Source organism: Hymenobacter sp. FMD4 (assembly GCF_058932745.1).
On record NZ_JBZYWH010000002.1, the window covers coordinates 380,217 to 402,632 of the forward strand.

Consider the following 22,416-nt stretch of genomic DNA (forward strand, 5'->3'; position numbering starts at 1 on the left):
CGCAGTCTTTGCCGAGCCGCTATGCTGCAGCTGCCTGTCCACCGTACTCCTGAATTGTATGAACCAAACTCCCATTTTGTCGCGTGCCTTGGCAGCGGCTTCGTTGCTGGCCTTGGCCGGCTGCGCGGCCAGCAGCCCCACGCAACCCGCAGCCACTACTACCACGGCAGCTGCCGCGCCCACATCCACTTCGCCCAACGATGCATTCTTGGCGGGCATCCCAGCCACCAGCCAAGGCCGCAGCATTAATGTGGCCGACATGGACCGCAGCGTAGCCCCCTGCGACGACTTCTTCCGCTTCTCGGGCGGCAATTGGCTCAAGAACAACCCCGTGCCGTCGTATGCCACGCGCTGGGGTCCGCGAAATCTGCTCGGCGACCGAACCCAGGCCATGCTGCGCCAAATCCTGGAAGAAGCTGCCAGCACCCAGGCCCCCAAAGGCTCCAACCTGCAGAAAGTAGGCGACTTCTACGCCTCGGGCATGGACTCCGTGGCCCTGGAGCAGGCCGGCCTGAAATACTTGAAGCCCGAGCTGGTACGCATTGCCGCCATCAAAGACCTGAAGGCTCTGCAAACGGAGCTGGCCCGGCAGCAAACGTTGGGTACCGGCGCCTTCTTTCGCGCTGGTGTAGGCCCCGACCGCAAGAAGAGCACGGAGTACGCCGTGAACCTGTCGCAGGGTGGCCTGAGCATGCCCGACCGTGACTATTACCTAAAAGACGACGCCCGCTCCAAGGCCGTGCGCACTGCGTACGTGACCTACCTTACCAATACCTTTAAGCTGCTCGGCGATTCTGAAACCACGGCGGCTAGCAAGGCCGCCGCCGTTCTGCGCGTGGAAACGCGCCTGGCGCAGGTAACCCGCGACCGGGTGGCCCTGCGCAACCCCAACGCCAACTACAACAAAATGACCCTGGCCGAGGCCAGCAAGCAGTTCCCCAACCTGGGCCTGCCCACGCTACTCGTCCAAAACGGCCTCGGCGCGGCCAAGGAAGTAATTGTAGGCCAGCCGGAGTTTTTCCAGGAGCTCAGCGCCGTGCTGAAAACCGAGCCGCTAGCCGACCTTAAGACCTATATGACGTGGCAGCTCGTCAGCTCCCTGCCATCGGCGCTGCCCAAAGCCTTCAGCGACGAAGCCTTCCGCTTCGCGCAGCTGACCAGCGGGGCCAAGCAGCAGCCGGTACGCTGGAAGCGCATGCTCGCCGCTACGGATGGGACGCTGGGCGAAGCTTTCGGCCAGCTGTACGTGGATAAGGCCTTTTCGCCCGAAGCCAAGCAGAAGGCGCTGACCATGGTCAACGACATCAAAGCTTCGATGGCCGAGCACATTCGGACGAACACTTGGATGAGCGACGCCACTAAGCAGGAGGCGCTCAAGAAGCTGAACGCCCTGCGCGTGAAAATCGGCTACCCGGATAAGTGGAAAGACTACTCGGCCCTGACCATCTCGCGCGAGTCGTTTCTGAAAAACGTACTCAATGCCCGTCAGTGGGCCTTTAAGCAGAACGTGAAGAAGTACGGCGGGCCTATCGACCGTAACGAATGGGGTATGACGCCGCCCACCATCAATGCCTACTACAACCCGCCGATGAACGAGATTGTGTTTCCGGCCGGGTACCTGCAGCCCCCGTTCTTCGACCCCGAAGCCGACGACGCGGTGAACTACGGCGCCATTGGTGGCGTGATTGGTCACGAAATTACCCACGGCTTCGATGACCAAGGCCGGCAGTACGACTCGGAGGGCAACCTGCGCGACTGGTGGACCAAGGAAGACGGCGAGGAGTTTACGCGCCGCGCCGCCATCGTGGGCCAGCAGTACTCCGCCTTCCAGCCGCTGGATTCGGTGTACGTGAATGGCAAGCTGACCATGGGCGAAAACCTGGCTGACTTTGCCGGTCTTACCGTGACGTATGGTGCCTTGCAGAAGCGCCTGCAGGAGAAATACGGCAACGGTCCGCGTCCCAAAATCGACGGCCTGACGCCCGAACAACGCTTCTTCCTCTCGTGGGCCCAGCTGCGCCGCTCCAACATCCGCCCCGAAGCCTTACGTCAGCAGATCCTCACCGACCCGCACTCGCCCGATCAGTACCGTACCATCGGGCCGCTGATGAACATGCCGCAGTTCTACGAGGCCTTCGGCTGCCAGGAAGGGCAGAAGATGGTTCGGGCCCAAGCTGAGCGGGCCAAGATTTGGTAGCGGTTCTCAAGAGTCATTGTTTACCTGAGACTATTTAGGAACTGTCATCCTGAGCTAGCGAAGGACCTCACCACGCTGGCACGGCACGCGAAGCAACGACTCGTGTTAGCATCAACGTGATAAGAGCCTTCCTGCGGAACGCCAAATAAAGGATGAAACGGCAAACAACGACTCGTGCCAGCGTCACAAGGTCCTTCGGCTAACGCCTCAGGATGACAGACGCCTTAACGACTTCAACGCTTGAAAAGCGGCTTGCAGGTTCTGCAAGCCGCTTTTTTATGTGGCGCAGAATAATTACCACGGAGCAATGTATTACATATTACGAAATGTTCGTATTATTACGAAAACATCGTAATAGGCAATGGAACGACTTACCCAACCCGAAGAAGAAGCCATGCAGGCCTTCTGGCAGCTCGGCGGCGGATTCATCAAGGATGCGTTGGAACTGCTGCCCGAACCGCGGCCGCCTTACACCACCCTGGCTTCCACGGTGCGAAACCTGGAGCGCAAGGGCTACCTCAGCAGCGAGAAGCTCGGCAACACCTACCGCTTCACGCCGCGCATTGCAGCCGAGGATTACCGCAAGCGGTTTATGAGCGCCTTTGTGGGCCATTACTTCCGCAACTCTTATAAGGAGCTGGTTTCCTTTTTCGCCAAGGAGCAACAGATCAGCGCCGATGAGCTAAAGGAGATTATCGACATGATCGAGAAGGGCAAAACCGAAAACTAGCGCGGGCTATGCTACCAGAATCATTGGTGTATGTGCTGAAGGCCAACGCAGCCTTGCTGCTTTTGGCGGGTGGGTATTGCGGCCTGCTGCGCCGGCTCACGTTTTATAAGCTGAACCGGGTTTACCTGCTGTTTGCGATGCTCTTTGCGGCTGCCTACCCAGCCGTGGACGTGGCAGCCTGGCTGCAGCCGGCGCAGCGGGTCGTGCTGGCGGTGCCCGTAAGCGTGACCTGGCTTAACCCGGCCTGGGCTCCCGGCCCCGCCGCGACGGGGCTTACCTTCTGGACGGGCGCGCTGCTGGTGTATTGGGGCGGAGTGGCCTTGCTAGGGTTGTGCATGCTGCTGCAGCTGGCTTCGCTGTACCGCATGCACTTAGCTTCTGAGCCTGATAAGTGGCAGGGGTACCCGTTTCGGCGGCTGGTCGCGCCGGTTAGTCCGTTTTCGTTTGGGCGGGGGGTGTACCTGAATCCGGCGCAGCACCAGCCCGCCGACTTACCGGCCATCTTGGTGCACGAGCAGGTGCACGTGCGCGGCTGGCATACCGTGGATGTGCTGTTGGCTCAGCTACTGACGGTGCTGTGTTGGCCCAACCCTGCCGCGTGGTGGCTGAAGCGCGCCGTGCAGCAAAACCTGGAATTTCTGACCGACCACGAAGTGCTTCACCGCGGCCTTGACCGCCGGGCTTATCAATACAGCCTCCTGCAGCTGCAGCCGCTGGCGGCGCCATCCTTAGCCAACCATTTCGCTTTTACCACACTCAAAACCCGTATTGCCATGATGAACAAACCCCACACCGCCCGTCACAAGGTGACGCACTACTTGTTGCTGCTGCCACTGACCGCGCTGCTTTGCCTAGTCGGCTGCGAAAAGAACGCCGAGGTGGATGAATCCGCCGTTGGGCAAAAGGCCTTGGTGCAGACCATGGACAATACGCTGGGCCAGCCCCAGTACTTCCTCGACGGCCAGCCTTCCAGCAAAGAAGCCGTTGAGCGGCTGAATCCCAACGACATCGAGAACATGATGGTGATGAAAGACGATAAGGCGCGGGAAAACTATGGGTTTGACGCTGCCGGAAAAGAAGGGGTTATCGTCATTACGACCAAGCAAAACAAAAACTCACCAGCAGTGCTTGCCTTCAACGAGCAGCACAATATCAGCTTCATTAAGCAGGAGTAAGCTCTGCTTCGTAACGCTCGATCCAAAACGCGGGGAATCGTATTTCTACGCTCTGCAGCCGGCCGCCCCAGCATAGCACCCCGATGCTACGCTGGGGCGGCTTAGTACTATAATCAGACAGTTTTGATCGGAAATCAATGATAAAAGTTGCCGATGCAGGGGCTTAGCTCTGCGCCGCCGGCTGGGGCATCACCGCCGGCATTGCTCGTCGGGAACCAAATTATCCTGACATTGGCGTTGTACCAGTGCCCCGGCATTGGGATAATTTTGTTAGTACGCTTTCTTTTTTCTAGTTGCTGATGACCAACAAACACCACTTGCTGCTGACCCTACGGACGGCAGCGACCTTGGCCCTGGCTGGCTGCGCCGCCAGCAACAAAACCGCCTCGACCACCGATACTCCCGCCTCCATGGCGGCCGCCGCGCCTACGGAAGAGCGCATCATCCCGGGCGTCGGCCTTGATCCGGCCAACATTGACCCCTCGGTGTCGCCCTGCGAGGACTTCTTCCGCTACGCTTCGGGTACCTGGCTCAAGAACAATCCCGTGCCGGCCTCGGAATCGCGCTGGAGCTCCTGGAACACGCTCATCAACCAGAACGAGACCGTGATGCGGCAGATTCTGGAAGAGTCGGCGGCCAATACCGGCGCGGCTAAGGGTTCAAACCTTCAAAAGGTCGGCGACTTTTACGCTTCGGCTATGGACTCGGCGGCCATCGAGGCGGCCGGCCTGAAGCCATTGCAGCCGGAGCTGGCGCGCATTGCGGCCGTGAAGGATCTGAAAGGCTTGCAAGCTCAGTTGGCTCGCCAGCAGATGCTGCAGACGCGCTCGGTGCTGGGCGTAGGTGTCAATCAGGACCGCAAAAACAGCACGCAGTACGCCGTGTACATGTCGCAGGGTGGCCTTTCGCTGCCCGACCGCGACTATTATCTGAAAGACGACGCCCGCTCCAAAACCATCCGGACGGCGTACATGACCTACCTGACCAACACCTTTAAGCTGCTCGGCGACGCCGAGGCCACGGCTCGGAAGAATGCCGAAACGGTGATGCGCCTGGAAACGCGCCTGGCCAAGGCCTCGCGCGACCGGGTAGCCCTGCGCGACCCGTACGCCAACTACAACAAAATGACGGTGGCCGAGGCCAGCAAGCAGTTTCCCAACCTGAACGTGCCCGGCCTGCTGCAGCAACTCAATCTGGGCGCGGCCAAAGAGGTGATAGTGGGCCAACCCGAATTCCTGAAAGAAGCCAGCGCGGCCCTGAAAGCCGAGCCGCTCAACGACTGGAAAACCTACCTGCGCTGGCACGTGGTAAACTCCGCGGCGCCGGCCCTGCCCAAGGCTTTTGTTGATGAATCGTTCCGCTTCTCGCAGGTGCTCACCGGCGCTAAGCAGCAGCAGCCGCGCTGGAAGCGCATGCTGCGTGCCACCGATGCTTCCTTGGGCGAAGCTTTCGGTCAGCTGTACGTGGACAAGGCCTTTACGCCCGAAACCAAGGTGAAAGCCCTGGAAATGGTCAGCAACATCCGCGAGGCCATGGGCGACCATATCAAGAACAGTGACTGGATGAGCCCGGCCACCAAAGAAGAAGCGCTGAAAAAGCTGAATTCTTTCGTGGTGAAAATCGGCTACCCGGATAAGTGGAAGGACTATTCGGCGCTGAACATCTCGCGCGAGTCGTTTCTGCAGAACGTGATGAACGCCCGCATGTGGGAGTACAAGGACAACGTGAGCCGCTTCGGCAAGCCCATCGACCGCGCCGTGTGGAGCATGACGCCGCCGACGGTGAATGCCTACTACAACTCCTCGCTCAACGAGATAGTGTTCCCGGCCGGCATCATGCAGCCGCCGTTCTTCGACCCCAAAGCCGACGACGCGGTGAACTACGGCGGCATGGGCGCCGTCATCGGCCACGAAATCACTCACGGCTTCGACGACCGCGGCCGGCAATCAGACGCCGAAGGCAACCTGCGCGACTGGTGGACCAAGGAAGACGCGGCCAAGTTTGAGGCCCGCGCCGCCATGGTGGGTCAGCAGTACTCGGCCTTCCAGCCGCTGGATTCGGTGTTTGTGAACGGCAAGCTGACCATGGGCGAAAACCTGGCCGACCTCGGCGGCCTGAACATCGCCTTCACAGCCCTGCAAAAGCAGTTGAAGCAAAAGTACCCCGATGGCAATGTGCCCAAGTACGACGGCCAGACGCCGGAGCAACGCTTCTTCCTCTCGTGGGCCCAAATCTGGCGCACCAACGCCCGCCCCGAGTACCTGCGCCAGCAAGTGCTGACGGACCCGCACTCGCCGGCCCAGTTCCGCACCAACGGCCCGTTGATGAACATGCCCCAGTTCTACGAGGCCTTCGGCTGCAAGGACAACGCCAAAATGGTGCGTGCCCAGCAGGAGCGCGCCAAGGTGTGGTAATTCCCGCCAAAGGCTCATTGACCAATACCAAAACGGCCCGCACTCAGTGCGGGCCGTTTTGCTGCGAGGCCGAGTAGAGCCTACTGTGGCCCGCCGGCCACCGCCGGCACGACTACGTAAGTAGGTAGCAGCGTGTCATGCTTTAAACGAAAGCCCTATGCCTGGAACTGTCCCTCCCGATTTTACTCAGCTGCCAACCCGGGCCCCGGACCACCTGCACAAAGCCCCGACGGTGCGGGAAATGAAGCGCATCCGCACGGAACTCGTGGAGCTGCAAGAGCGCCTCTACGCCGAAAACTGCCGCAGCGTGCTGGTCATATTGCAGGGTATGGATGCCAGCGGCAAAGACGGGCTGATCCGGCGCGTATTCAGCGGCCTCAACCCGCAGGGTGTGCGGGTGCATTCGTTTAAGGTGCCTTCCACCCTGGAGCGGGCCCACGATTTTTTGTGGCGGATACACGCCCAAACCCCGCCCAAGGGCATGATTCACGTCTTCAACCGCTCGCACTACGAAGACGTGCTCGTGACCCGGGTAAAGGGCCTCATCGATGACGAACAGGCGCACCAGCGCTTTGCCGCCATCAACGCTTTTGAGGAGCTGTTGCAGCAGGCCGGTACCACGGTGCTGAAGTTTTACCTGCACGTATCGGAAGAGGAGCAGCGCGCCCGGCTGCTGGAGCGTGTGCAGGACCCCGATAAGCATTGGAAGTACGAGCCCGGCGACGAGGAAAATGCCAGCAAATGGCCGCCATTCCGCGCTGCCTACGCCGATGTGTTCCAGCATTGCAGCCCGGCCAGCTGCCCGTGGCACATTGTGCCGTCGGATCAGAACTGGTACAAAGCTTACGTGGTGGCTTGCACCCTCCGCGACGCCCTTCGCCACCTCGACCCGCAATTTCCGGCCTCCAAGTATCTACGTCCGAAATAGCCGCTGCGGGCTTACGGCCGCTCCAGCTTCACATTGCGGAAGGAGCCCGAAAGCACCACGTCGCAGCGGCGCACTTGGCTGGGGCTCAGGGAGGCCTCGGCAGGATCGGTCACGGCCGCAAAACGCACTTCGTAGGTGCCCGTCAGCAAGTCGCGGTTGGGGTCGTAGCTGGTGATGGTGAGCGTGCCGCGCGTGGCTGCAGACTCATTGTCTACCACATTGCCCACGGCCCCCGTGCGGGTGTTCGGGAACCTGTAGAGGTAGCGGGTATCGACGATGCCCGTGTTGTCGAGCGAGTACGTGCCGACCAACGTGGTGGGCAATTGGTCGCGCTTGATGCGAAAATTTAGGTATTCCCGGCTGGAGGTTGGCTGGATGTCCAAGATGAACGCATGCGGATCGATGTGGGAATGACTCCGGAGGGCATCGGGGGCGTACGTGGTGTCGCGCTGGAGACCGGTGCCGAGGTAGTTGAACGTGCGGCTGAAGCCCAGTTCTGCGTTAGGGGCGGGTGCTACTGGTTCTTTGGAGCAGGAAGCGAGCAGGGCCGCAGCTGGTAGTAGGAGGAGGAAGGGTTTGTTCATAGCAGTAAGGAAAAAGTGGCTGACGCGTGTGCGTTAGTTGCTATTTGGGGGTAGATTGGACTTATTCGGCGCGCAAAACTTTTACGTTTTGGAAGGTGCCGGTAAGCGTCACGTTGCAGCGGCGTACCTGGCTGAGGTTAATGGAGCGTCGGGTCGGGTCGTAGGCGTTAGGAAATTCCGCCGTGTACGTGCCGCTGATCAGGTCGCGCTTGGCATCGTAGCCGGTAATGGTCAGCGTACCGCGAGTAGGAGTGCTATCGGTATCGAGTATCGCGTAGCTGCCGCCCGAATTGGTCGCTTGGTACTGATAGAGGTAGCGCGTGGAAGCCAGGCCGGTGTTGGTATCGAGCGGGTACGAGCTGACGAAGAAGGTAGCCAACTGCCCGCGGCGAATGCGGAAATTCAGGTACTCCTTGCCGGAAGCCGGCTGCAGGCTCAAAATGAACTCTTGGTTGTCGAGGTGCGCGTGGCTTTTGAGGGCGCTGGCTGCGTAGGCCGTGTCGAGCCGGGTGCTGTTGGCCGTGAAGTCAAACGAGCGGCTGTAGGCCAGTTCCGGCGCCGGGTCGGGCGCGGGCGTCGGCTTTACGTTTTCTTTGGAGCAGGAGGCCAGCAGGGCAATGGCCGGGAGCAGGAGGAGGAAGGGTTTGTTCATAGCTGCAGAAGTGCACGATGTGTGTGGCAACGCTCATTTCAGAAACGGTGCCAACTGCCGAGTTGCCGTCATCACATAATGATGTGAGTGGCCGCTCGCTCCAATGCACGTGCATCAATAAGTAAACCCTCGGTGCTGCGCCCGCCGTACAGCCACATAGCCAATTTCCTGCTTGCTATGCCCCTGCATTCCCAACTCGCCGAGAAGCTCAGCAAGATCTACGAGCCCTCCTCCACCCTCCACGACCGGTTCAAAGGTCTTGACATCACCTTCGTAACCAATGAGCACGGCGAGCCGGTCACGCTTTTCATCGGCCAGCGCCGGCCCGATGGGGCCATCAGCGGCGAGCGGTATGTGCGCACCATCAAGCGCCGGCCCGGCAGCCAGGAAGTGGCGGCCAGTCACTGGGACCTTAAAGGCAAAGTCACGCGGGCCTGAGCCACCTTTAATCGGCCAGCAAGCCGCGCTCCTTCAGCCAGTCAAAAATCAACTGATCGACGGGCGACACCTGCGCCCGGTGGCGGTAACGCAGCCAGGTTACTTCCTCGATTTCGGCCGCGGGCTGCAGCGTACCGCAGTACTCAGCTTGGTAGCAGGTCATGCGCACCAGTACCCCGGAGGCGTGGCCGTGGGCCTGCGCCTCAAATGTGCCCAAGTGCAGCAGGCTATCGGGTAGCAAGTCCACCGTCAGCTCTTCTTTTATCTCGCGCAGCAATGTTTGAGCGTCGGTTTCGCCGGTTTCGCGCTTGCCGCCCGGGAAGTAGTACCGGTCTTTGCCGCGGCTGCGTGTGCTGAGTACTTGGCCCTGGGCGTCGAGCAGCAGCCAGGCTATTTTATCGATGATGGCCATGAGATAGAGTAGTGAGGTTTGCCGTGGTAAAAGCTAGGCGACGAAGTCCGCCGTTAATTATTGGGCAATGCAAGATAAGCTCGGTTGTTATGCTCACTTTTGTAGCCATGCCCCAGTCTGCTGCACAAAGGCTTGGTGTCAGTTTCGGTGCGCTATGCACTGAGTTGACCGTATTGCAGCTGAGTGGCGCGGCTCCTCTGCCCTCTCCCCATTTATGTTTACCTCCTTGCCTGCTCCGCCATATTTGGAGCTCATGTACCGCCAAGACAAGCGCATCCTGGTAGGCCGCTGGCTGAATCCGATTTCGGAGGAAGCGTCCCGGCTTGGCTACCAAGCGTTTTTGAGTGCGGCCCGGCAGCTGGAGTGCCGGCATTGGCTGATGGATATTCGGCGGCGGCCGCGTGTAACCATGGATATGGTGCAGTGGCTAATGGATGACTTTTTTCCGCAGCTGCCCATGCAATTGGGAGGCAACGTATACCTGAGCTACCTGCTGGGGCCTGATCTGGAGCAGGAACTGGTTACCACTAGTCTGGTCCCGACGGCCGAGCAGTACGTGGGCCAGCCCTTCCAGATGGCCTATTTCACTACTGAACAAGCTGCGTGGGACTGGCTGTTGCTACAGCAGTTGACCGCAGCTGATGGGCGGACCATCAGCCCGAGCGGACCCACCCAGTAGCATGCCGGCTGATCAGCGCCTGTAGCTCCGCTAGGGGGTGTGTTTCCAACGTCAACAGGGCTTGGTACGCATTGCCGGGCAATTGCAGCAACTTGGCAAAGGCGGGTTCGGTTTTCACGCCTTGCTGTTTGAGGGCCAGCACGGCTGCTCGTAAGGGGGCGCCACCAGCCCGAAGCAACCGATGCTCTACCTCCATGTGTCGGTAAGCGGTCTGGGCTTCGACTGCTCGGGCCTGCCCAAAAATCTCCCAATCGAATCCGTGGCTGCTAAACCGGCACAACACCGTAGCTAACCCGTCGACGAATAGGTGCGACAAAGTGAAAGCCGGCAGTTGCTCGTAATGAATGCTCAGCAAGTTGGTGAAGGCTGCTTCCTGCCCGGGCGGCACTTCGCATAGTAAGTCCAGGTCGCTGGTTTCTATATCAATGGCCAGTGGAATGGTCCCGGCCAGTACGGGACGGTAGCGCCGGAGCGTGGCCAAGATGCCCAAGTCCTGCAAGGCCGAATATGCCGCTTGCTGCCGGGCGGTACCCCTTTGCAGGTAGGAGTGGTCTTGCCAATTGGACATGTCAGGTAAAAGTAAGATAGGAATCAGAAGGACAGTTTAAGGTCTGCCGATTCGATCGGCAACTGGCTCGTAGGTAATTGTAAACGCATTCTTCACGGGGTTTAGCGGTATTAATCAGTTGATTGACGTTGCCTAACGAGGCAGGGCTGGCTACCGATTGTCATCTTTCCTAGGTAATTACTCGTAACTTAGGTTCGCGAAGCATCTAAATAGGACAATATTGCCTTGTAGCTGTCTGCGCCTTTACCCGATACACCCGTTACTCCTCCTTCCCCCTATGAACAAACTACTGCTTCTGTTGTGCGGCAGCCTGCTTGCCCTGACCGTTTCAGAAACGGCCTTGGCAGACGCTGCGAGCAGCTCAGCTACCACTGCCGAGGCCGAGCTTGCCGTCGACGCGAACATCCCGCGGCCGCGCTACAAAAAGTACCGTGGCAACAGCCGCCGGAAATACCGCCGGAACATTTTCCGCCGGATGAAAGCCAAGAAAGCAAGCAAGAAGCCAGCCCCGCGTCGTGGTGTTATCACCGTCGAGCCGCCGGTGCGTAACTAAATCGATACCCCCAGCCGGCATTCTGTTAAGTACCAACGCCGGTTCTTCTGGCAGCCGCATCTTCTCTTTGAGAGGATGCGGCTGTTTTTATTCAGGGGAGGTTTGCTTAACGAAGCTAGGTGGATAGAAAACAGCAAAATTTGACTTATTGCTGGTTTTGAATAGCTGATGAGGTTGGCCGAAAAATTTAATTATGTTATATTTTGCAAAAATAAATATTTGATTACAATTTGAAGTCGTTACTCCCCAAAAAGCCTGTAAGGGTCTTCCTGCTTGGTATTTTATTGGGAATTAACATGCCTCACATCTTTTGAAAACAAGCTTTAATCTTATTGATCATGCGTAAACTTCTACTGCTTTTTTTCTGCGGATTATTTGCATTTATGGAGCCTGATGCGGTGGTTGCCGCTCCTGCTGCCAGTGAGGTGCTTTCTACTGCGGAGGCATTTTCCAAGCCGCGAGTGCCCGGGCCCAGTTATAAGCGTTATAAAGGCAACAGCCGTCGTAAGCGTGGCCCCTTTGCTCACATCAGCCGCTGGGGCGCCCGCCGGCGTACCAAGCGCAAGCTCAAAATGGCTTACAAAGCCAAGCCGCGCCAAGGCATCATCACCGTAGATAAGCCCACGCGCAACAAGTAGGGTTTAACCTAATTGGAAACACACAACCGCCGCACTTTCCCTGGGAAAGTGCGGCGGTTGTGTGTTTCGGGCCGGAATGGTCGGCTTGCGGGCCGACCTCAGCCTTTGCGCCCAGATTCCGACCTTTGCGTAGAAGTAGTCTCACACCGACCAGTTACCTATGCCCACTTCCCGGATTGAACACGATTTTCTTGGTGAACGCGCCATTCCCGCCGACGTCTATTATGGCATCCAAACCCTTCGGGCCCTCGAAAATTTCAACATCACCGGGATACCTCTGCATGCTGAGCCGCTGTTTGTACAGTCGTTGGCGTACGTGAAAAAAGCAGCTGCCCTGGCCAACCGAGACTTGGGCGTACTAGATCCATACATCGCCGACTGCATTGCGCAGGCCTGCGACCGGGTGGCTGCTGGTGAGCTAAACGACCAGTTTCTCACTGATATGATTCAGGGGGGCGCTGGCACATCGGTGAATATGAACGCCAACGAGGTTATTGCCAACGTGGCCTTGGAAATCATGGGCAAGCAGAAGGGTCAGTACGAGTTCTGCCACCCCAACAACCACGTCAACTGTTCGCAATCGACCAATGACGCATACCCCACGGCTTTTCGTATTGCGCTCAGCAACAAGCTAGTCGGCTACAGCCAAGCGCTGGGTGAGCTGGCCGATGCCTTTGCCGACAAAGGCCTGGAGTTTCGCAACGTGCTCAAGATGGGCCGCACCCAATTGCAAGACGCCGTACCCATGAGCATGGGCGACGAGTTTAAGGCCTTTGCCACCAACATCCGCGAGGAGCTGCTGCGCATCGAAGACAGCCGCAACCTCATCAGCGAAATCAACATGGGTGCCACCGCCATTGGGACGCGCGTAAATGCCCCTACGGGCTACGCTGAGTTGGTGACCGAGCACCTGCGCCACATTACGGGGCTGGAGCTGGTACTGGCCGGCGACCTGATCGAGGCCACGTACGACACCGGTGCCTACGTGCAGCTTTCCGGCGTGCTGAAGCGCACGGCCGTGAAGCTCTCCAAGATCTGCAACGACCTGCGCCTGCTTTCTTCTGGACCGCGCACCGGTATCAACGAAATCAACCTGCCGCCGCTGCAGCCCGGCTCCAGCATCATGCCCGGCAAGGTTAATCCCGTGGTGCCCGAAGTGGTAAACCAGACAGCGTTTTACGTTATCGGGGCCGACCTCACGGTGACCATGGCCGCCGAGGCCGGGCAGCTGCAGCTAAACGTGATGGAGCCGGTTATTTCCTTCGCGCTCTTCACCAGCATTTCCTACCTCACGCGTGCCTGCCATACCCTGCGCGAGAAGTGCGTGGTAGGCATCACGGCCAATGCCCATCACGCCGAGCAACTGGTGCGCAACAGCGTGGGCATCGTGACGCAGCTAAACCCCGTGGTGGGCTACGAAACCGCTGCCGAAGTAGCCAAAGAGGCCTTGCGCACTGGCAAATCGGTGTACCAGATAGCCGTGGCCGAGCGGAAGCTGCTTTCGCAGGCCAAATGGGATGAAATCTTCACGTTTGAAAACCTGATTCGGCCGCACTATATCCAGTAAAATGCTATCTGCTGATACTAAAACGGCGGCCCCGGTGCACTCTGCGCCGGGGCCGCTTTTGCAACGGAGTGCTCGGAGCTTCTACTCTTTTTGCAGCGTGGGCTCCCAGTCACATAGGGCGTAAGCGAGCATGTAAAGAGTAACTGGCTGGGAATTAAACTGCTTCGGCCATTAGGTGCACATTATCCTGCTTTTGAGTCAGGTTCAGCTTCTGTTTGTACACGCCCTTCCTAAGGAAAAACGTACTGAGCGTGGTGTCGTCTTTGCACACGGCACTGGGGGCAACCCGCACGTGCTTGATGAAATATCTATGCTGCTGGTTTTCGACGGTATTCATCGACTTTATTCGGACCTATGCTCGAAAATGGACAGATGTCCAAATTTGGACTGATTATGTTGGAAGGAAGTGAGGTGTTGTGGATGTAATATGCTGATATACAAGGAATTGCTTTAATGGCACGGGATTGGAAATAATGAGGCGGCTGTATTCCGGATTTGTTCAAAAGCGCACACCCAAGGCTTTTGATTCGGAAGTTGAATCGGCCCCGTAAGCTCAGTGACTGGCGTAAAGCCTGTGTGCAGTTGCAAGCGGCAGATACATGATACCTCAACCCCTTTTTCTCTTCTCAGTCATGAAAACTTACCCCGCTTTCCTCCACAGCACCTCCACATTTGTCTCCGCCACAGCTTCGCGCTTGGCTTCCCTGGCCTTGCTTGGACTACTCACTTTTAGCTCGGCGGCTGCAGTTGCTCGTCCCATGCCGGAGCAACCGCTGCCGCAAATAGAAAAAGCGGACGATTACAGCCTGCGGGTGCGCGTGCAGAACCCCATGCAGCAAGCGGCTCGGGTGCAAGTCATCAGCCTCGGGAGCGGGCAAACGCTGTTTGATCATTGCTACAACGACGCGCTCTACGGACACCGGTTCAACTTCCGCGACTTGCCGCAGGGGCGTTACGCATTGGTGATGAAAGTGGGAGCCGAGCAGTACCGCTACGTGGTACAAGTGCAAGATGGCCAGGAGCAGCCGGTGGCCGTACGGGCTGTAAAGATGCGTCTCGGCCGAACGGTTGCTACTACTGCAGCACTCTAACCAATAGGCTCGACGAGTATCAGTAGCTGAAAGGCCCGCGCATTTGCGCGGGCCTTTTGCTTGGGCGGGGCAGTAAGTGCCCGTACCGGCTGGCGCAGGTGAATAGAGCAATTTTTAGCGGGCTGCAGCTTATAGAGCACCGCCTTACTTAAGCCGAAAAAAACAGCGCCTTCGTCGGTCCGACGAAGGCGCTGCAAGCAGGGAATTAAGGATGCTTACTTCATGGCCATGGAGGCAGTGCTCAGCAGGGTGGTGCGGGTGGTTTGCAGGTCCAGGGCGTAGCGGTGCGTTTGGGAGCCCACTTTTACCACAAAAGCATACTGGCCGTCGGGGAGGTTTCGGACGTTGATCTTCTCTCCGTAAGAAGGCTGGGCGCTGTTGCCTTGAAACAGCACGTTGCCATCGCGCAGGCGCACCAGTTGCACGGTGCTTTGCTTGAGGGCCGGGTTGCTGACGCGCACCACGTAAGTGAAGTCGGCTACTTTATCGATGTACACGGGAGCGGCGGGTGTTGATTGAGCCAGGGCCGGGCGGGCAAAGCCAAGGCCAGCACAGGCGGTCAACAGCAGGAGGCGGGGGGTGTTTTGCAGGAGCGTTTTCATAGTGAGGTTGTATGGAGGGTTGTGGGTCGAAACTGCGCTTTGGGCACCTGCGTGGTGAGGAGCAGGCGTTTGGTTTAGTAGGCGCTAAATTACTACTGACCGTTGCCTGGGTGGTTTCACATGATAATGTGGCTGGCGCTGATAATCAGAAAGATAGACTGGTTTCGTGCAGGCTGAACAACCCCGGCACGTCACAAGTGGAATAAGTAGAATGTGCTCCTAAACGCTGGTTTGGCATTTAGCGAGGCATGGATGCTTCCAGCACAGGCTTGGGGTATGCTATTGTGATACACCCATTTATGTTATGGGTGAATTTCCTGGCGCAAGGCCTGGCGAATCAAACAATGCTTGCACACTATCGGCAGCGGGTAAATGACCTGACCCCATCACAGCGGCCTGAACTGCCCAAATAGGAAGGCACTAACTTTTACAGCACAACGGCATCCCAGTCTAATTCAGCCGGGCTTAACGCTTCCAAGAGCACCAGGGCCACGCCAGTTAATCCTTGCAGCAGCCCTCCATTCTGTAAGCGCACTACACTGGCTGGCTGCTCCAAACCCAGCCAGTGTTGGGTTTGGAGCAGCCAACGTTCGTAGCCTGAACAGTAAGCGTTATGGCCGCTAAGCAGGTGCAGCTTGCGGTACAAGTGCGCAACACCCGCCGTTCCATCGTAAAGCTGCGAACTGTTTAGCTCCGTCGCCGCAGTGCTGGTGCGTAACAACGTGTTTAGCCCTACCAACTCCGCTATTTTGGCTAGCTCTGCATCCTGTAGCAGTTCGTGGGCTTCGTACAGCAGCAAGGCATGGCCAAGATCCCCGTTGCGCCAGCTCAACGTGGCACTGAACGTTGCTTCGCGGGAGTGACCATGCGCTTGCACCGGAAATACGGAGTACTTCTGCTCCTGAAAATCTACTTCGCGCTTCACGCTTAACAGGTGCTGAATGCCGACGCGTATGCGCTGCCTGATGGTAGGTTCCTGCACACCCAGTTGCGCTAGCTTGATTAGCATCAGCAATTCAGCCGTTAGCCCATCCATTGCTCCTAAGGGGAGCGGTTGCGTCGTTTCGAAGTCCCGGCTGCCGAAAAAACGTAGGGAAAGGATATTGCCCGATGAGGACAAGATTTGCTGCAGGGCGTGCTCAGCCGACGGTTGGGGCAGGCGCAAGCGCAGGTAGCGCAGTACCCACAGTAATTGTTCCCGGGTTTGCTGGTCAGACGTGGAACCCAAGCGCAAACCTTCCTGCAGCATGGTGTGGTCTAGGGTCGCCAACACCGTAGCAGCGGGTGCTACCAGCAGGTCGGCGGCGGGTAATTGCGTGTTCAGCCACGCAGCCGTGCAGCTTTGTTGCAGCTGCAGGAGTTTCCACTGGTTGCGGCCTGTCAGCAGGCCACATTGCTCGATAAGCTGTTGAAACAAGCACTGGGCTAAAACAGCATCCTGCTCTTGCCCAAAAGCTTTATAAACGCAATAAGAATAGAGCGAGTAATCAGGAAGATCCTCTGGGGCCAATCCTGCGCGTAAGCCTAAAAGCAGTTGCTGATGCACCGCCTGCCAGCTCTCTGCCACGCTCTTGTAAGTACTGGATTCTAGCAAAGTTTCGGATAAGGGCCCGCCAGCCGGGAAGTGTAAAACAGTGTAATCGGTCCTTCTCATGACGGCATTTGCTGTTGACATGTGAATGAGAAATGACAAAAGCAGGCGGACTCGCACGTAAATGGCCACAACCGCTGCTACGCCCATGGCCCTACTAACCGGCCATGGGCGTAGCAGCGGTTGCGGTTGTTAAGCAGTAAGAACGGCGGCAATAATGCTGGTGCCCGTAGCTGTATCGAGGATGGAGCTGCTGCCCAAACGCTTGCTCGTATGCGGCTGTGAGAAGCGGGTAACAACAGTTTTGGTGAATTTGAATTTGGAGGAGGCGTTGAGGTTTTTCATAGGAGTAGGGAAGTTGAGGTGAGGCAGTCGCCGCTAACTCGCGCTGCTTGAAACAAACGTATCCCAAGGCAGTAGCACGTGGAAAAGTTTTACACCAACTCGCCGATCGTCGGGACCAACAGACCTTGTAGGGTCCTGGCCGGGAAGCTTGGGCAATAAATAGCAACTTGCGCGTAGCAACACCGCTATTTTCGCCTAATGCAAAGCGATAATCAACTCCGTAGACCTGTTGAGCCCAGATTCGCACTCAAGCACCTCTTAACCTGGGTTGGCTTTGCCATTTATGAGCAGTCGGTTATCCTGATTTCGGGCAGCACGAACTTCGAGCCGCTCTCGGTCTTTCTGAACTACCTGCTCAACGCAGCATTATTTTATACCAATAGTGAGGTGCTGCTGCCCAAGCTCACCTCCCGGCGCAGCTATTTGCTGTATGCTTTGCTGGCTTTGCTGCTGCTTTGTGGCTACGCGTTACTCCGGAGCGAGCTGTATCTTCACTTGGCTCCGGCGCTGGGCTGGGCTCCGCGCTCCGTTCTTTCTTATGAGCGGTTCTGGGTGCAATCCGTGTACCGGGGCACTTTTTTCCTGTTGGTCAGTGCCGGGTATTGGTTTGCCCGCAATGCAATCAGGCTGGAGAAGCAAAGGCGGGAGCAGGAAGAGCAGCTGCGGGCTGTGGAGAAAAGCCTGATGGAAGCCAATCTAGCCTTCTTGAAAAGCCAGATCAATCCCCACTTTCTGTTCAACTCGCTTAATTTTCTGTACGCGCAGGTATATCCTCACTCTGAAAACGCAGCCAAGGGCATTCTGCTACTGTCGGATACGATGCGCTATGCCCTGCACGAGGATAACAACGGCAAGGTGATGCTTGCGCAAGAAGTGCAGCACCTACAAAACTACATTGCCCTCAACCAGCTGCGTTTCAACAACCAGCTGCAGGTAGAGTTTCTGGTAACGGGCCATATCCAATACCTGATGATTATGCCATTGGTGCTAATCACCTTCGTCGAGAACTGCTTTAAGCACGGCGAGCTAGCCGATGCCGCTCACCCGTTGTCTATTCGTCTGCAGGTGCAGCAGAATCAGCTCACTTTTCAAACCAGCAACAAGAAACGAACAGGTCCTAAGGAGAAAAGCACCGGGATTGGCCTGGTAAACACCGAGCGTCGGTTAAAATTAATGTACCCCGACCGCTATAGCCTGCAGCTGATAGATGAACAAGACCAGTATACTTGTAACCTAACGCTAGAGCTCTGATCTATGATTTCTTGCCTGATAGTGGATGATGAACAAGGCGCAATTGACATCCTGCGCACGTTTGTTGGCAAAACGCCCTTCCTAACTTTGGCGGGCAGTACCACCAATCCACTGGAGGCATTAACAATTCTGCGAAATCAGCCCATTGATTTGCTGTTTCTGGATATTCACATGCCGCAGCTTTCCGGCATGGACCTTATGCGGTTGATTCAGGGCAAGACGAAGGTGGTTCTGACCACAGCATACAGCGAATTTGCCGTGGAGGGATTTGAGCTGGAGGCCATTGATTACTTACTTAAGCCGATTGCCTTCGAGCGGTTTTTAAAAGCCGCCCAAAAAGCGTTGAATGTCTCCATCGAACCTTCCCCGCGCTGGCAGCCGGTGGAAAAGCCGGACGACTACATCTTCGTCAAAACGGAGAGCAAGGGCAAGATGACCAAGGTCAACTTCGATGAGATTGTCTTCGTCGAGGGCATGAAAAATTATGTATCCATCAATACTATCGATGAGCGAATCGTTACCCTGCTCAACATCAAGGACCTAGAGGAACGGCTGCCGGGCAAAAACTTCATGCGCGTGCACAAATCCTACATCGTATCCTTGGATAAGATCCGGGCCTTGGACGGCAACCAGATCTTATTCAAGGATATGAAAGCGTACGTGCCACTGGGGGACACGTACCGCAGCGCGTTTTTCGATGCCCTGCAGGAGAAAGTTATGGGTGGCAAGAAGTAGCCGGAACCTTACGTCGGGCTAGGCAGGAATCGTAGTGCCGGAACAGAAAATCGTACAGCACCAGCTCGTGTAATCGTGCATCGGCGGGTATCAGCCGGTTCAGCAGCATATGGATATAGGAGGGGAGCAGTTGGCCCAGGCTTACTTCCCCGGGGTGGTCATTCAGCCGCTGCCGAATGGCGGCTGCCAGGCGACGTAATTCCTCGAGCGGCAATTGCGCGCCAGCTTCTTCCGCTACGCTATCCAATGCGTGCTGAATGTCGGCACGGTGGTCCCGGTACTTGGCGTTCAGCTGCTGCTTTAGGGCCTTATCCATACCGAATTCGGCGGCGAAGGAATCCTTGAGCCCGCGCAGCAGCTCCAACTTATGGCCCAGGTTCAGGTCAAAAGCATTGAGCAACTCGTCCACAGCCTGCAGGCCCGACAGCCAGGCCGGTAGGTGCTCTTCCTCTGCCGCTTGCGCCAATTGCTGCAGGCAGGCCGTGCTCTGGTAGAAAAATAAGCTTTCCGTTAGCTCTATGGTGCTCCGGCCGTAGCGCTCCAGTTCCCGGCGGTAGGTGTCGGTTTGGGCCTTCCAGACGTAGCCGCGCTCTAGGCAGGGTTCCAGATAATCCCGCATTAGTTGAACCACCTCTCCGATGCGCTGCACGTTGGGCAAGTGAAAGCGCAGCCGCAGGTGATAGGCCGGGTCGTTGTAGCGAACAAAAAACCATTTGTCGATCAGCCCGTCGCGCAGGAGCCGCTCCGTTAGGGGCTGGACGGATTCGCGCAAAATCCGATCTGCCATTTTGGGGCCGCAGTACAGCTTTTGATACACCCACTCTGAGCCAAGGGAGAAATTGCGTCGCACAGTGGGCACCGCGACACTTACCGGGCTGGAGTTGTGCTGTTCGGGGTAACAGGGCGTGTTGCGGATCAGCAGCGCAATTAACTGAGCGGGGTAAGGCTGCCCCGCCTCATCGCGCACGATACTCGCCGCCGGATCGAACAGAAACTCTTTCAACTTGATAGACGGGCGCCCACGAATGCTTTCCAGCCAGGTGCTTACCAGTAAGGGGTTTTCGGCGTCAACCAGTAACTCGTTGTCGCCGTCGGCCAAGGTGAAATACCGGGGCAGCTGCCAACGGGTGCGCAGCTGCTGGAAGCAGGACGGCAGCTGCGCCGGGCTACTGCTCAGGAGAGGCTGCAAGTCTGCTTGGGTTAAGTGCCAGCTGGCCGCTTCCAGCACTACCTGTTGGTATGTTAACCGGGGCAGGAAAGGCGCGGCCAGCGCCGCTGAGTCCCAGCCGAACTTCAGATGCGGCTGCAAGCCTTGGTGCTGCAGATCACACAGAAACTCATAGACCGGTAGGGCTTGGTTGGAGTAGTTGTGTGCCGTGCTCAGGCGGGGAATGATCCGCTGCCGCGTCAGCCGTGAGCGTAGCTCGAGCTGCCCGTCCCGGAGGCGAAGAGTTAAATCCTGCATCTTGATCTGCCCTTGAGCAGGCAAGCCCGACTGGGCGAGATAAGCAATTTCCAGCTCTCGTAGGCAAGGGCGTTGTAGAATATTACCCAGGCGGCTAGCCGGCAGGTGGCAGAGTTCCGCGAAAGCTATGCCTGGATTCGTCGCCTGTTCCTGAGCGCTGATATCGAGCACTATCTGCTCGATGCGGGGCTCGGCGTGGGCAAAGCGGGCCAATAGGTTTACGGCGCTGGAACCGCCTACGCTGTCGAGCAGCACCCATCCCTGGCTTAACGGCCGGAACATAATGCTAAGAGAAGCCGGTAGCGGTGCACTTACCGGTGCTAAGTCCCTCAAGTCCTCCGGTGTAATTTCAACCGTGTATTGCTGACTGCGCTCGGCAGTGCGCAGCTTATGCTCTAGTAGTTGTTGTACAGCATCCTGGCGAGTGGACCGCACGGGATGCCCCGCCCCACTTAGCTCCAAATCGTGCACCAAGGGCGAGTAGCTGCTTTTGCCAAAATCAGAGTAGGCAATGCCACTTTCCGTATCCAGCACCTCCAGCAAAGGTACTTCTTGCTCTTCGTAGCGGGCGTGAAATTGCTGCTTAAACTCTTCCAGGCGCGGGTTGCGGTAAGCCGGGGCAAGTCGAGTCAAAGCCTCTAGGACTTGTAGCAGAGTTGCTTGGGTGGATTGCCCAAAGCTAGCCTCCGGGCTCAGACCCGGCACGGCATCCGTCTGAAAAAGCTTATCGGCATCCAGCGCTACGCCCAGCGGGCGGAGCGTCTGCATGATGCGGTGGTAGTGCGTAGCCGGGTTTGCCGGCTGCCGGTCCAGCTCGGCAAGCTGTGACTGCGCCGTGGCCAACGCCTGCTCAATAGTCTCAAGGTCTGGATGCGGGCGCTCAGCCAGCAGACGGGCTACCACCCGCTGAATGTGCGTAAGGAACTCTGGTCCGGTTACCGTTGGTTCCAGTTCACTGACCAGCACCTGGGCTTCGATAAGCGCATCCACAAAAACCATGGCCTCCTCCCGCTCGGCTTCTGTCTCGGCCAGCAAGTCCAGCAATTCGGCGTAAGGGCGGCCATTGGCGCACGCCTCCAGCACCTGTTCTATATGATCAGAGGCATCGAGGGAGCTGATCTGGTGGATGCGTTTGCCTTGCTGGTAGTGGTATTCGATGTAGCGAATTTCATCCCCGAGCCGGTACCAGGTGCTGTTGGGCCAGTAGCGCAACCGCTGCCGAATGTATTCGTGCCCGGCCAGGTGCTGGGCCAAGCTGCAGAGGTAATGCATATCCAGCCGGGTGTGCCGGCGGCGGTGCTGCGGCAGTAGCGCACCGTGGTGCTCTGCCCCCCAACTCAAGACGCTGCAGCCAGCAAACAGCCCGAACGGCGTGCAGCGGCTGGACATGCGCGTGTAATAGCGGACAACGGCGCTACGCAGCCGGGCTATTCGCCGGGCATCGGTGACTTCGCCCTGCTGCCACCGCTGGCATTCCTCATGTAACGCGGGCGAAGCCAGATACAAGGCTTCCAAAAACGCTGCATCACCAAGGCTTCTATCGATTTCTTCCGCGGTGATGTGCTGATTAAAAGGGCGCAGCGGTGTGCGCAAAATCAAGTGAGGGTGAAAATGGTAGATGTGCTTCATGCAAAGAACGGGGGAAGGCCCGGACGAAAGCCGGAGTAAGAATCGAACGCATGGAGCAATAGGTATGAGGCGGGCAAGAGGCGGGTATACCTCCTGGTAATTACCGGTTAGCAACTACTAGGAGGGGGTAAGCTTGGCAACAAGTTGGACTAAATCTCCGGAACTCGCAATG

Annotated in this window: 22 protein-coding genes; 13 read left to right on the plus strand and 9 right to left on the minus strand. The window is 57.5% G+C overall.

From position 1 onward, the window contains the following. The first annotated feature begins 58 nt into the window (after positions 1-58). The 5 genes from AC5FXY_RS03620 (at position 59) to AC5FXY_RS03640 (ending at position 7,444) form a co-directional block, all read left to right on the plus strand. A complete protein-coding gene (locus tag AC5FXY_RS03620) occupies positions 59-2,197 on the plus strand; it encodes a M13 family metallopeptidase (RefSeq protein WP_493555265.1) in 2,139 nt (712 codons plus the stop codon). 361 nt (positions 2,198-2,558) lie between these two features. Further along, on the plus strand, positions 2,559-2,927 hold the full coding sequence (locus tag AC5FXY_RS03625) for a BlaI/MecI/CopY family transcriptional regulator (RefSeq protein WP_493555266.1): 369 nt from the start codon (positions 2,559-2,561) through the stop codon (positions 2,925-2,927). An 8-nt stretch (positions 2,928-2,935) separates the two neighbouring features. Beyond that, a complete protein-coding gene (locus AC5FXY_RS03630) occupies positions 2,936-4,102 on the plus strand; it encodes a M56 family metallopeptidase (RefSeq protein WP_493555267.1) in 1,167 nt (388 codons plus the stop codon). 299 nt (positions 4,103-4,401) lie between these two features. Beyond that, a complete protein-coding gene (locus tag AC5FXY_RS03635; protein WP_493555268.1) occupies positions 4,402-6,516 on the plus strand; it encodes a M13 family metallopeptidase in 2,115 nt (704 codons plus the stop codon). A gap of 157 nt (positions 6,517-6,673) precedes the next feature. Next, positions 6,674-7,444 (plus strand): PPK2 family polyphosphate kinase, encoded by a 771-nt coding sequence (locus AC5FXY_RS03640; protein WP_493555269.1) that lies wholly within the window; start codon positions 6,674-6,676, stop codon positions 7,442-7,444. Between the two features lie 11 nt (positions 7,445-7,455). On the opposite strand, the gene AC5FXY_RS03645 is transcribed toward AC5FXY_RS03640, so the two are convergent. Both AC5FXY_RS03645 and AC5FXY_RS03650 read right to left on the minus strand, forming a co-directional pair. Continuing rightward, complete coding sequence (locus AC5FXY_RS03645) at positions 7,456-8,028, minus strand: hypothetical protein (protein WP_493555270.1); 573 nt, start codon at positions 8,026-8,028, stop codon at positions 7,456-7,458. A gap of 61 nt (positions 8,029-8,089) precedes the next feature. Further along, positions 8,090-8,680 (minus strand): hypothetical protein, encoded by a 591-nt coding sequence (locus tag AC5FXY_RS03650; RefSeq protein ID WP_493555271.1) that lies wholly within the window; start codon positions 8,678-8,680, stop codon positions 8,090-8,092. Positions 8,681-8,857: 177 nt separating this feature from the next. Between AC5FXY_RS03650 and AC5FXY_RS03655 the strand changes: the two genes are divergently transcribed. Then, the gene (locus tag AC5FXY_RS03655; protein WP_493555272.1) at positions 8,858-9,118 is read left to right on the plus strand and encodes a hypothetical protein; all 261 of its coding nucleotides are present in this window, start codon (positions 8,858-8,860) and stop codon (positions 9,116-9,118) included. Between the two features lie 7 nt (positions 9,119-9,125). Here the strand turns inward: AC5FXY_RS03655 and AC5FXY_RS03660 are convergent, their stop codons facing one another. Continuing rightward, a complete protein-coding gene (locus tag AC5FXY_RS03660) occupies positions 9,126-9,530 on the minus strand; it encodes an NUDIX hydrolase (protein ID WP_493555273.1) in 405 nt (134 codons plus the stop codon). Positions 9,531-9,744: 214 nt separating this feature from the next. Between AC5FXY_RS03660 and AC5FXY_RS03665 the strand changes: the two genes are divergently transcribed. After that, the gene (locus tag AC5FXY_RS03665) at positions 9,745-10,209 is read left to right on the plus strand and encodes a hypothetical protein (RefSeq protein WP_493555274.1); all 465 of its coding nucleotides are present in this window, start codon (positions 9,745-9,747) and stop codon (positions 10,207-10,209) included. On the opposite strand, the gene AC5FXY_RS03670 is transcribed toward AC5FXY_RS03665, so the two are convergent. After that, positions 10,184-10,777, minus strand: a complete 594-nt coding sequence (locus AC5FXY_RS03670) for a DUF4269 domain-containing protein (protein ID WP_493555275.1) — start codon at positions 10,775-10,777, stop codon at positions 10,184-10,186. The two genes, AC5FXY_RS03665 and AC5FXY_RS03670, sit on opposite strands and share 26 nt — an antisense overlap. A gap of 277 nt (positions 10,778-11,054) precedes the next feature. Here AC5FXY_RS03670 and AC5FXY_RS03675 point away from each other — a divergent pair, with 277 nt between their 5' ends. From AC5FXY_RS03675 to aspA, 3 genes are all read left to right on the plus strand, one after another. Continuing rightward, the gene (locus AC5FXY_RS03675) at positions 11,055-11,330 is read left to right on the plus strand and encodes a hypothetical protein (protein WP_493555276.1); all 276 of its coding nucleotides are present in this window, start codon (positions 11,055-11,057) and stop codon (positions 11,328-11,330) included. A 338-nt stretch (positions 11,331-11,668) separates the two neighbouring features. Next, positions 11,669-11,968 carry a hypothetical protein gene (locus AC5FXY_RS03680; RefSeq protein ID WP_493555277.1) on the plus strand — a complete coding sequence of 100 codons (300 nt, stop codon included), beginning with the start codon at positions 11,669-11,671 and terminating at the stop codon, positions 11,966-11,968. A 160-nt stretch (positions 11,969-12,128) separates the two neighbouring features. Then, the gene (gene aspA, locus AC5FXY_RS03685; RefSeq protein WP_493555278.1) at positions 12,129-13,535 is read left to right on the plus strand and encodes an aspartate ammonia-lyase; all 1,407 of its coding nucleotides are present in this window, start codon (positions 12,129-12,131) and stop codon (positions 13,533-13,535) included. A 154-nt stretch (positions 13,536-13,689) separates the two neighbouring features. Here aspA and AC5FXY_RS03690 read toward each other — a convergent pair whose 3' ends face one another. Beyond that, entirely contained in the window at positions 13,690-13,872 is a 183-nt protein-coding gene (locus AC5FXY_RS03690; RefSeq protein ID WP_493555279.1) for a hypothetical protein, read from the minus strand. Positions 13,873-14,167: 295 nt separating this feature from the next. Here AC5FXY_RS03690 and AC5FXY_RS03695 point away from each other — a divergent pair, with 295 nt between their 5' ends. Further along, the gene (locus AC5FXY_RS03695; RefSeq protein WP_493555280.1) at positions 14,168-14,626 is read left to right on the plus strand and encodes a hypothetical protein; all 459 of its coding nucleotides are present in this window, start codon (positions 14,168-14,170) and stop codon (positions 14,624-14,626) included. Positions 14,627-14,841: 215 nt separating this feature from the next. On the opposite strand, the gene AC5FXY_RS03700 is transcribed toward AC5FXY_RS03695, so the two are convergent. The 3 genes from AC5FXY_RS03700 to AC5FXY_RS03710 form a co-directional block, all read right to left on the minus strand. Further along, a complete protein-coding gene (locus AC5FXY_RS03700) occupies positions 14,842-15,228 on the minus strand; it encodes a hypothetical protein (protein ID WP_493555281.1) in 387 nt (128 codons plus the stop codon). 427 nt (positions 15,229-15,655) lie between these two features. Continuing rightward, complete coding sequence (locus tag AC5FXY_RS03705; protein WP_493555282.1) at positions 15,656-16,645, minus strand: lanthionine synthetase LanC family protein; 990 nt, start codon at positions 16,643-16,645, stop codon at positions 15,656-15,658. Between the two features lie 366 nt (positions 16,646-17,011). Continuing rightward, positions 17,012-17,164: a hypothetical protein gene (locus tag AC5FXY_RS03710; RefSeq protein ID WP_493555283.1), complete on the minus strand. Its 153-nt coding sequence runs from the start codon at positions 17,162-17,164 to the stop codon at positions 17,012-17,014. Between the two features lie 198 nt (positions 17,165-17,362). On the opposite strand from AC5FXY_RS03710, the gene AC5FXY_RS03715 reads away from it, so the two are divergent. Next, positions 17,363-18,415 carry a sensor histidine kinase gene (locus AC5FXY_RS03715; protein ID WP_493555284.1) on the plus strand — a complete coding sequence of 351 codons (1,053 nt, stop codon included), beginning with the start codon at positions 17,363-17,365 and terminating at the stop codon, positions 18,413-18,415. Between the two features lie 3 nt (positions 18,416-18,418). Next, a complete protein-coding gene (locus AC5FXY_RS03720) occupies positions 18,419-19,150 on the plus strand; it encodes a LytR/AlgR family response regulator transcription factor (protein ID WP_493555285.1) in 732 nt (243 codons plus the stop codon). On the opposite strand, the gene AC5FXY_RS03725 is transcribed toward AC5FXY_RS03720, so the two are convergent. Then, positions 19,131-22,244 (minus strand): lantibiotic dehydratase, encoded by a 3,114-nt coding sequence (locus AC5FXY_RS03725; RefSeq protein ID WP_493555286.1) that lies wholly within the window; start codon positions 22,242-22,244, stop codon positions 19,131-19,133. The two genes, AC5FXY_RS03720 and AC5FXY_RS03725, sit on opposite strands and share 20 nt — an antisense overlap. Positions 22,245-22,416: the final 172 nt, after the last annotated feature.